The following is a 9905-nucleotide window of genomic DNA, read 5'->3' as shown; positions in this document are numbered from 1 at the left end:
GATGCATTCCGAGCCGTCACGCGCCTGGACTCTGGAAGCGCTTGCCGACAAGGCCGGAATGTCGCGTTCGAGTTTCGCAAATCATTTCCGAAGACGCGTCGGAGAGACCCCTATGTCATATCTCACGCAGAGACGCATGATGTCGGCGGCAGAGAGACTCTCTCAAGGAAGGGAGTCCATCGCACAGATTTCGGCTTCGCTCGGATATGCGTCGGAGCATTCCTTCAATACCGCTTTCAAGCGTGTTATGGGCCGGCCGCCCAGGCAGTTCGGCAGGGGTAAGGAACAACTTGGCACAACTACTTGAACCAGCGGATACGACCTCGCCGTCGCGTAACCACCGTATCTGGCTTTTGACCTCTATTGGCGCGCAGGAGACAGGTCGCCGCTGCGGAGCTATGTCGGCTTTAGGGCTAGCGCGATGGCGACTTTTACGACCGATATGAGGCACTTTGCTGATCGGCCGCTTCCGACTCATAGCGGCCGCAAATGGCTTTGAGGGGCAATATTCCTTATAGTCGCTCCCGGTGCCGGCAACAGAGCGCCGGTCGCGCTGCGCGAGGTGAACGAATATGTTGAAACTTCCACCACCGATATGGGCCCTTCTCTTCTTGATCTTCACTGCGGGCGCCAGCTACTTGTTCGGGTGGCCCGCCGTACCTTGGGTACATAGCCTCTTCGTCGGGATCGGGCTCATCGCGGTGAGTTTCATTGCTCCAGTTTGGGCCTTGATACTGTTCCGACGTGAGGGCACCCAGGTCAATCCCACCTCGGAAACCAACAACAAGCTGGTCACCGGCGGACCTTTTCAGTTCACCCGCAATCCGATGTATCTGGGCCTCGTTGTCCTCAGCCTCGGTGTGGCTGTGGCGACGGGCGCTATTCTTATGTTCGTCGCCCCCGTCTTGGTGTTTGCTACCGCCAATTGGGTCCACATCCCCTTCGAGGAAGCCAAGATGCGCCGCCAGTTCGGCCCGGCTTTCGACGAATACGCGCGTAACGTGAGAAGGTGGCTCTAGAGCCTCGCTTGTTTCGGCTGCGCGACAAAGCAGGTACTATGGTTCGGCGTTCGGAATGGCTGCTCGCCGCCCATCCAGGAGGTGGCTCAGGCGTCCAGCGGAACGTCGGCTTTGGACATTAATGGCCGGAATGAGGGCGCGAAGCGGCCGTAGATCCTTGTTCGGTTCTCAAATCGGGCGTGAGCCCGGCGTCGGTGCGGTCGGCCGGCGATCTGCCCCCCGACACTCATCTCGGAGGTCTGGCCGCGAACTCAAGCGGCGGGCGTGCCGCTCCTGTGCTCCCTTTCGGCGGCCGCCTAATGGCAGGCGCATCACATCAGCCGCCGGGCTTCAATTCGGAGATGTAGCGGACGATCGGGTTGACCGGCCGGTTCTCGATTTCGGCATCGTTGCGAAGGCGGATCGCCTTGCGGACGAGCCTGGCGCCGAGATAGCGGATCGGCTCCGGCGGCAGCGGCTTGCGCTTGCCAAGTCCGATAAGACTGCTGCGGCTCCATTGATCGTCTCGTCCGAGAACCAGACTGGCGAGGATGCGGCCGGCGACGGGGGTCTGGGCTATCCCGGTGCCGTTGAAACCGATGCCGAAGAAGATATTGGGCTGGCCGGTGAGATGGCCGAAGATCGGCAGGTGATCTGCGGTGCAGTCGATCGGCCCCGACCAGTCGTGCTCGATCTTCACTGTTCTCAGTTCGGGATAGACCCGGTCCAGCTCGCGCCTGTTGTCGGCCCCCTTTTCCGTACCACGGTTGAAGGAGGAGCCGATCCGATCGCCGTAGGCGATCTTGCCGCTGCCGCGGCCGAAGATGACCCGCCCCTCCGGCGTGCGCTGGTAATAGAGCACATGCGCCTGCGCGTCGCAGATCGATTCGCCGCCCGTCCACCCCAGGCGCTGAAGCAGATCCGGCACAGGTTGCGTGGCGACGATCTGGCTTTCGACGACATAGATGTGGCGCAGGAGCTCGGGAATGGATGCAAGCCAGGCATTCGCCGCCAGCACGACGCGGCCGACGCGAAGGCGGCCCTGCGGCGTGTGCAGGGTGGTGACGGCTCCCGGCTCGATTGCGGTGACGGGCGTCTTTTCGTGGATGATCACATGGCGCGCGAGAGCGAGCCGGCGCAGGCCTGTGGCGAGCTTTGCCGGCTGCACCGTTCCTGCCCGCATCTCGGCAATGCCCATGTAGGAGGCGCGAGAGCCGGTGCGGCGGGCAATCTCGCCGGCATCGAGCCGGGTGAAGCGCGCTTCGCCCTGGGCCTCCGCCATGTCAAGCGCCTTCTGCCATGCGCCTTCCTGGGCCCTGGCGCTTGCCGTCCATAGCCATCCGTCCAGCCTGAGATCCATGTCGATCGCGCCGCTTGCCTGCAGGGCCTCCAGCTCCCCGATCGCATCGGCGGTCGCCCGGCAGAGCGAAAGCGCCTCCGTCTCTCCCACCACGGCGGCGAGGAGATCAATCTCGGCAAACCAGGAGTGGACCTGGCCGCCATTGCGGCCGGATGCCCCTGCCCCGCAGCAATCCGCCTCGAGCAGGACGATCTTGAGCCCGGGATCCTGCTCCTTCAGGCGCAGCGCCGTCCACAGGCCGGTATAGCCGCCGCCGACGATCGCGACATCGGCGGCCTGATCGCCCTCGAGCGGCGTGGTGGCCGGGGCGGCACCGGCGTCCTGGAGCCAGAAGGAGCGGTCCGGGCCACGCGCCAGTACCGGCGGTCTCAAGGTGTAGCGCATGATGTCAGCCCTCCGCGGCAGAGATTTCGGCGGCATATTTCTGCAGGAGCCATGGCGGAATGGCACCCAGCCTCTGCGGGAAGCCCCCTTCGTGCAGGCAGGTCCCGGCGGCCGCATCGGTCGCGAGGCGCATGGCCGCCCCGGCGTCCATGCCTTTCAGAAGATGCGCGACAACGAAGGTGGCGATGAAACTGTCGCCGGCGCCGCAGGTATCGACGACATCGATTGCCTGCGCAGGCACATGGACGAGCTCTGTACCATCGTCAAAGAAGGCGCCGCGCCGGCCGCAGGTCAGGACGATTCTCGCGCCGCCACGATCCTTCAAAGTTCCTATGACGGGCTCGACCGGCACGTTCGGCTCATCCGGCCCGGATGCGAAGACCAGCGGCACGCCCTTGAGATCCAGGGACTGGTGCACCGTCGAGACGTCAATGCTGAAGCGAATGCGGTCTTCGATCAGCCGCTCGATGAGCTCGGCGCTGGAATTGGTGCCGAGGTGAACCCAATCGGCCCGCCGCAGCGCTGCATAGCGCTCCGGAGACGGAACGTAATTGCGCCCGACCCCGAGATCCTCCAGCAGGAACCTGCGGTCACCATTTTTTTCCAGGAGCAAGGTGACGGCGGTGGCGCCGTCGCGCCGTTCGAGGTCCGCCCCGGGCAGACCGACGGCTTTGATCGCGGTGGCGATCACGTCGCCCTCGGCATCCCTGCCGACAACGCCGAAATAGCGGGCATCGCAGCCTTGCCGATGCCATTGCGCCGCCACATTCAGCGCATTGCCGCCGACAGCCATGCTGTTCTTGCTGAGGTAAACGTCCAGGCAGTTGTCGCCAACCGCAATCAGCCGCATCGCCGCCATCACGCGACCTCCCCTGCCGGCTGGAGATAAGGCGCGATCCCCCAGGGTTCGATTTCGGCAAAGCCGAAGCCGCGGATCACTTCCGCAACCTTTTCGAAGGGAGAGTGCTGAAAGCTGAAATTGGCGCCGATCAGCTGCCTGGCCGAGAGTTTTGGCACTTCCGGTTTCCTCATGAAATCACTTGCCGATGCCTTCGGTGAGGCCGCGGATGAAATAACGCTGGGTGAAGAAGAAGATGACGACGATCGGCAGCGCCGAGATGGTCATGGCGGCGAAGACCTCCGCGAAATTGGTGCCATGCTTGGCCATCAGCGAGGTCAGGCCGACCGGCAGGGTCTGCACGTCGATCTGGTTGGTGAAGATCATCGCGAAGATATATTCGTTCCAGGCAAACAGGATGTGCAGGATGATGCAGGAGACGATGATCGAGCGGCAGAGCGGCAGCATGATCTTGCGGAAGATCTGCCCTTCGCTGGCGCCATCGATCATGGCCGCCTCGTCCAGATCACGCGGCAGATCGAGCATATAGGCGCGGATCAGGAAGGTGGTGAAGGGCACGCGGAAGGCGGTGTAAAGGATGATCAGCGCCCAATGCGTATTGTAGAGGCCAAGGCTCTGCATCATCTGTACGAGAGGCACCAGCGCGACCGTCGGGCTGAGCATCATGCCGCCGAGCACGAAACCGACGATCACGGGCTTGCCGAACATCGGCGTGCGGGTCAGGCCATAGGCGGTCCAGGCACTGATGAAGACCGTGGTGATGGTGGAAACGATGGTCACCAGCAGGCTCGAGAACAGGAAATTGCGCACACCCTGGTTCCAGGCCGCGGCGTAATTGTCGAAGGACCAGCGGTCGGGCAGCGCGAAGGGATCGCTGAAGATCTGGCTGTTCGACTTGAAGCCGCCGAGCGCCATCCAGATCAGCGGGTAGACGACGAGAACGCCCGCCGCCACCAGCAGCGCCATCAGCACGCCCTTGCCGATGACCAGCCAGGGATTGCGCAGCGACGCGCCGGCAGGAATGACCACCGCGCTCATGCCTCCACCCTCCGCCGCTTGGTGTACCAGAGCTGGAGCAGGCCCGTCGTCAGGGTGGCGAGGAAGATGACCACGCCGATCGCGGCCGCATAGCCCATGTCGTTCTGGTTGAAGCCCTGCTCGTAGAGCCATGTGCCCAGCACCTGGCTCGAATTGTTCGGCCCGCCGCCCGTCATCACCATGACTTCGTTGAAAACCTGGAAGGCGCCGGCAATGGTGACGATGATCATCATGCCGGTCATTTCGCGGGTGAGCGGAAAGGTGATGCAGAAGAGCTGGCGGAGCGGCCCGGCCCCATCGACGGTGGCGGCATCGTAGAGTTCGCGCGGGATCTTCTGGATGGCGATGGTGAAGAGCAGCGTCGAATAGCCGAAGCCCTGCCACTGGCTCATCGCGATGATCGCGTAGATCGCCGTGCGCTCGTCACCCAGCCAGGTGTAAGACAGGTTCTGCAGCCCGAGCAGATGCAGCAGGGCGTCGAGAAGGCCGATATCGGGCTGGTAGATGAAATAGAAGAGCAGACCGGTGACGGTGGTGGAAATCGCCGAGGGAATGAAATAGACGGCCCGCCAGAAATTCCGCCAGGCGCGGCTCCTGAGCCCCTCGATGATGGCGGCAAGCACGAAGGCGGCGAAGACCTGGAAGACGACGGAGAGCACGGCATAGAGGCCGTTATTGGTCAGCGCCCGCCAGACGACCGGATCGTCCAGCAGCCGGCGGTAATTGTCGAGCCCGACGTAAGCGACCTCGCCGGTGAAGATGTCCTGGGTGGTCGTGCTGACAAACAGGTTGTCGACGATCGGATAATAGACGAACCAGCCGACGATGATCAGCGCCACGATGCCCCAGCGCAACGCCGCCAGCTGCTGCAGCAAGCCGTGCCGCAGCCATCTGCTGCGGTTGGAGACGGCGCCGCTGAGGGCGGCACCGTTGCTTGTCGGGGTTGTCGTCACGCTCGCCATCGTCATTGTCTGGCGGCAGCCGCGGCGGCTTTGCGAACGGAGGCGAGAAGATCGTCCGCCGACATGGAGCCGCCGGCGAAGGCCTGCAGGCCGGAGAGCCAGGCAGCGGCGACACGCGGATGGTTGACCGTGTCGAGCCACGGCATGAGGTAGCTTGCCTTGGCGATCTCCTCCATGCCTTCGGCGACATTGGGATTGATCCTGGTCTTATCCGCGCCGCCGATCACCGCGCTCGGCTGGCCATAGGGCGGCGCCGACAGCGTCCTGCCGTTTTCCTGGCTGGTGAGGAACTTCAGGAAGTCGATCGCCAGGGGAACGTTCTTCGCCTTGGCATTGACCATGTAACCCTCCGGCGCGCCTTCGAGCGCCGTCGCCGAACCCTTGCCATCGCTCGGCGCCGGCAGCTTGAAAAAGCCGAACTCCTCCGGCTTCAGGGCCGTCTCCTTGGTCGCAGCCTGATCGAACTCGATGATCTCCTGGTAGTACATGGCCGCCTTCTTGTCGCTCATCGACTGGAGTGCGGTCTGGTAGGAGAGGCCGTTGACCTGGGCGCCGCCGGCGCAGCGCTCCTGAAGCGAGCGGTACTGCTCGAGCGCCGCGACATAGCCGGGATGGTCGAAGGTCGCCGTCTTTGGGTTGAAATCGCGCTCCAGCGTGTCGGTCGGCACGTTATAGGCCAGCAATTGCCCGAGATAATGGACGAGCGGCCAGGATTCCTTGTTGCCGATGGCGATCGGAACGACGCCCGAATCCTTCAGCGCATCGCACGCCTTCAAGAGCGCGTCGAAATCCTTCGGCGGCTCGATGCCGAGATCGGCGAACATCTTCTTGTTGTAGCCCATGAATTTCGCGTCGAGATAAAGCGGCACGCCAAAATATTTGCCGTTATACGAAAAGGCCTTCACGGCCGCCGGGCTCAGCGTCTTGCCCCATTCGGTCTCCGGCCCGATGACCTTGGACAGATCGACGGCGCGATTGCCGCGGATGAAGTTCTCGCCCCAGGTCCCCGTCCAGGAGAAATAAATGTCCGGCAGCGAATTCGAGGCGACCAGGGTCTTGGTCTTGCCCTTGATGCTGTCGTCGTTCTCCTGGATGAGCTCGATCTTCACGCCGGGATGCTGCGCCTCGTAGGCCTTGGCGACATTGACGAAATAGGGGGAAAGCAGCTGCAGGCCGAACTTGGTCAGGATCGTCAGCTTGCCGCTGTAGTCGACCTTGGCGGCCGGATCGGCAACCGGCGCATCGCCGGCCGCAGAGGCCGTTGCCGGGAAGGCTCCCCAGTAAATCGAGATGACCGATACTGCCGCAATCATCGCCGCAGTGGAGTGGATGGACCGTTGCATGTTTCATTCCCCTTTTGCTTGTTGATCGTGCGGCAGATCGCGGTGTCCTACCGTCCGCCATCCGCCGGTGCGAAGCGGCGAGCCTCTTTCGCCGCTGCGGCGAAGAGGCTCGCGGCATGCATCAATACTCGACCCGCTTGTAGTAGCGGCGAGTGGTCAGCGGGTGCTGGCGCAGCACCTCGAGATGGGCGCTCAGCCGCTCCAGCAGGGTGGCGAGAACCACCGGCGAGATCAGACTGCGGACCTGCGGCGAAATGCCGGGAAGGGCAACGGATGCGGAATCGAGGATCCAGACCTTGTCGGTGTAGCGATGGACGAAGCGCTCGACCCGCTCGCCGAGCGGCCGCAGCGCATCCTCGCCCTTGAACAGGAAGACGCTGACGCCCGGCTCGACCAGTTCCAGCGTGCCGTGGAAGAAATCGGCGGCATGAACGGGCCGCGTGCGGATCCACTGCATTTCTTCCAGGATGCACATTCCATAATAATGCGCCTCGGGCCAGACCGACCCCGCGCCGGTGAAGATATGATAAGGCTCGTCCTTGATGGACTGGGCGAGCTTCGCCGCCTCGTCTTCATAGGCGGCCTTGGCCTCCGCCAGCAGCCCCGGCAGCCTCTTCAGCTCGGAAACGATCGCGTCGAAATTCGCGATCCTGCCGGTTTCGGCCAGCAGCGCCAGGACGATGATCATGGTCTGCAGGTAGAACGACTCCGACGACGTGTCGTCTTCGGCGAAGTTGGTATAGGTGTGATCGGCCTGCTGGGCGAGCGGCGTGTCGGCATGGCCGGTGAGCGTCAACAGGCGCACGCCGCGTTCCTTGAGGAAAGGCAGAAGCGCGACACTCTCCTTGGTCGTGCCCGACAATGACGGCATCACCACCAGCGCCTTTTCGTCAAGGCCGGCCGGCGGATCGAGGATCACCTGGGCCGGGAAGCAGGCCGATACCGGGAAGGTCGTATGGCGGGCGGCGAGCTCGATCGCGGGAAGGGTCAGGAGCTGCACGCCGCCGGTGCCCATGAAGTAAAGCCGCTCGATCCCCGCATCGAGCAGGTCGCGCATCAGCGGGCGGATCCAGTCAGCAATCGCAACGGCGCCCGTCTGGATATTCAGGAAGCGGGCTTGGTCAAAGTTCAACATTCGGGTCCCTTGTCTATCAGTAGTAAGCACGCACACGTCCCCCACTTCAGGCGGCAGACTGCGGCGCGCCGGCATGCAGTCGCCAATTCAAAAATGTGATATCGATCTCACACATGGATCAAAAGAAAGACCGGTTTCTCCTCTGGAGTGATGAGAGACCGATCTCACACGCGGATTAATGCATGGTCCGGCCGGCATGGCAAGCCACTTTTTGCAGAAATTTCACGTGATGTCGGAACGCGCCTGTCTCGGACAGACCAGCAGAGGCGCGAGCAGATCAGCGTCCCGGCGCGCGGGACGGCCGGGAGACGGAGCCGCGCACGACCAGGCGCGTCGGGAACTGCTCCCGGTGCGGCGGCTCCCGGCTGCCGTTGATCCGCTGCATCAGCAGCTTCACCGCAAGCGGGCCAATCTGCGCGATCGGCTGCGCCACGACGGTGATCTGCGGGTCGGTGAAAGTGGCGAGGTTGAAGTCGTCGAAGCCGACCAGGGAAACGGCATGCGGCACGGCAAGGCCCATCGAGCGCAGCCCGAGAAGCGCCCCTTGCGTCATCAGGCTGTCGACGGTGAAGACCGCTGTCGGGCGCGACGGCCGGCTGAACAGGCGGATGGTGGCATCGATTGCATATTCCACCGTCGATCGCGAGACGATGATCAGCGATTCGTCCACCTCGATGCCATGGCTCTGCAGCGCCTGGATATAGCCGGCGAAACGGCCGCGGGCAGTCGTGATGCGGGAATCGTCCTGAATGAGGCCGATGCGGCGATGGCCGTTGGCGATCAGATAGCTCACGGCCTCGCGGGCGCCGCCCTCATTGTCGACGGTGACGCTGTCACAGGCAACCTGCGGCAAGGCGCGATCGATGAGCACGAGGGGCGTTCCGTCCCGGACCAGCCCGTCCAGGTGCTCCTTGTTGTCGGCCGAGGTCGGAGCGACAATGAAGCCGCGCACATTGAGGGACCTCAGGCTTTCGAGCAGTTCCACCTCCTGTTCCGGATCCTCCTCGCTGCTGGCGATCAAAAGGTTGTGGCGAAAGGCGCGCAGATCGACATCGGCGTCATGGGCGATCCGGGCAAAAAACGGGTTCTGGATGTCGCCCGGCATGAAGCCGATGAGCGGCAGCTGCCCTCGCCGCAAGGCCTGCGCCACGCGATTGCTGCGATAGCCGAGCCGATCGGCCGCTGCCAGCACACGCTCTGCCGCGTCTCCGCCGACATAGCCGTAACCGTTCAATGCGCGGGCGGCGGTCGCGCGCGACACGTTCGCGGCGCGCGCAACGTCTATCAGCGTCACTGCCTTTGGCGCCACTTCCCTGGTCCCCGCTGGATCTTGTCCGGCCTTCAAAGCCAGGATGACGCCTAGCAGAGGACGCCCGACCAATTCAAGAGCGGCATCTGGAATGCGCACCGACCAGAGCCGCTCGGCCGGGACCTCGGCATCTTATCCTACGCCGCCCGTACCCGATCCCGGCCGCTCATCTTCGCGTCATACAGCGCCTGATCGGCCCGCCGGTAAAGCTCCGACGCGCTGTCCGTCGGCACGCACGCGGCGATCCCAGCGGAGCAGGTGTAGCTGAAGTCGGGAGAGTCCGGCAGCGGCCGGGAGAAGCGGATCACTGTCAGCATGCGCTCGACCATGGCAAGCGCGTCTTCCGGGCCGGTGGCCGGCATGACGAGCAGGAATTCTTCGCCGCCGACCCGGCCGAAACAATCGCTGCGGCGGACATTCTGGTGGATGCGGTGGGCGAAATCGCGCAGCACGAGATCGCCGGCGTGGTGGCCGAGCCGGTCGTTGATGCGTTTGAAATTATCGATGTCGAAGACGG

At 63.5% G+C, this 9905-nt stretch carries 11 protein-coding genes; 2 read left to right on the top strand and 9 right to left on the bottom strand.

Going from position 1 to position 9905, the window contains the following annotated elements; all coding sequences use genetic code 11:
- The first annotated feature begins 1 nt into the window (after nucleotide 1).
- Nucleotides 2-307: a helix-turn-helix transcriptional regulator gene (locus PH551_RS32195; protein ID WP_285196352.1), complete on the top strand. Its 306-nt coding sequence runs from the start codon at nucleotides 2-4 to the stop codon at nucleotides 305-307.
- Nucleotides 308-572: 265 nt separating this feature from the next.
- A complete protein-coding gene (locus tag PH551_RS32190; RefSeq protein ID WP_285196351.1) occupies nucleotides 573-1019 on the top strand; it encodes a methyltransferase family protein in 447 nt (148 codons plus the stop codon).
- 316 nt (nucleotides 1020-1335) lie between these two features.
- On the opposite strand, the gene PH551_RS32185 is transcribed toward PH551_RS32190, so the two are convergent.
- From PH551_RS32185 to PH551_RS32145, 9 genes are all read right to left on the bottom strand, one after another.
- Complete coding sequence (locus tag PH551_RS32185) at nucleotides 1336-2742, bottom strand: NAD(P)/FAD-dependent oxidoreductase (RefSeq protein ID WP_285196350.1); 1407 nt, start codon at nucleotides 2740-2742, stop codon at nucleotides 1336-1338.
- 4 nt (nucleotides 2743-2746) lie between these two features.
- Nucleotides 2747-3601 (bottom strand): PfkB family carbohydrate kinase, encoded by an 855-nt coding sequence (locus tag PH551_RS32180; protein WP_285196349.1) that lies wholly within the window; start codon nucleotides 3599-3601, stop codon nucleotides 2747-2749.
- Nucleotides 3601-3759: a hypothetical protein gene (locus tag PH551_RS32175; protein ID WP_198175567.1), complete on the bottom strand. Its 159-nt coding sequence runs from the start codon at nucleotides 3757-3759 to the stop codon at nucleotides 3601-3603. Before PH551_RS32175 ends, PH551_RS32180 begins: the two co-directional genes overlap by 1 nt.
- A gap of 19 nt (nucleotides 3760-3778) precedes the next feature.
- Complete coding sequence (locus PH551_RS32170) at nucleotides 3779-4639, bottom strand: carbohydrate ABC transporter permease (RefSeq protein WP_285196348.1); 861 nt, start codon at nucleotides 4637-4639, stop codon at nucleotides 3779-3781.
- Nucleotides 4636-5592 carry a carbohydrate ABC transporter permease gene (locus PH551_RS32165; RefSeq protein WP_285196347.1) on the bottom strand — a complete coding sequence of 319 codons (957 nt, stop codon included), beginning with the start codon at nucleotides 5590-5592 and terminating at the stop codon, nucleotides 4636-4638. Before PH551_RS32165 ends, PH551_RS32170 begins: the two co-directional genes overlap by 4 nt.
- Nucleotides 5593-5603: 11 nt before the next feature.
- The gene (locus PH551_RS32160; RefSeq protein ID WP_285196346.1) at nucleotides 5604-6944 is read right to left on the bottom strand and encodes an ABC transporter substrate-binding protein; all 1341 of its coding nucleotides are present in this window, start codon (nucleotides 6942-6944) and stop codon (nucleotides 5604-5606) included.
- A gap of 121 nt (nucleotides 6945-7065) precedes the next feature.
- Nucleotides 7066-8079 carry an SIS domain-containing protein gene (locus PH551_RS32155; protein WP_285196345.1) on the bottom strand — a complete coding sequence of 338 codons (1014 nt, stop codon included), beginning with the start codon at nucleotides 8077-8079 and terminating at the stop codon, nucleotides 7066-7068.
- 277 nt (nucleotides 8080-8356) lie between these two features.
- Nucleotides 8357-9388 carry a LacI family DNA-binding transcriptional regulator gene (locus PH551_RS32150; RefSeq protein WP_285196344.1) on the bottom strand — a complete coding sequence of 344 codons (1032 nt, stop codon included), beginning with the start codon at nucleotides 9386-9388 and terminating at the stop codon, nucleotides 8357-8359.
- Between the two features lie 137 nt (nucleotides 9389-9525).
- Nucleotides 9526-9905: GGDEF domain-containing protein (locus tag PH551_RS32145; RefSeq protein WP_285196343.1), on the bottom strand; the 380-nt coding region annotated here is incomplete at its 5' end.

The sequence above is a fragment of the Rhizobium atlanticum genome, from assembly GCF_030182485.1.
Taxonomy (GTDB): Bacteria; Pseudomonadota; Alphaproteobacteria; order Rhizobiales; family Rhizobiaceae; genus Rhizobium.
This window is presented reverse-complemented; position numbering and strand designations above follow the sequence as displayed.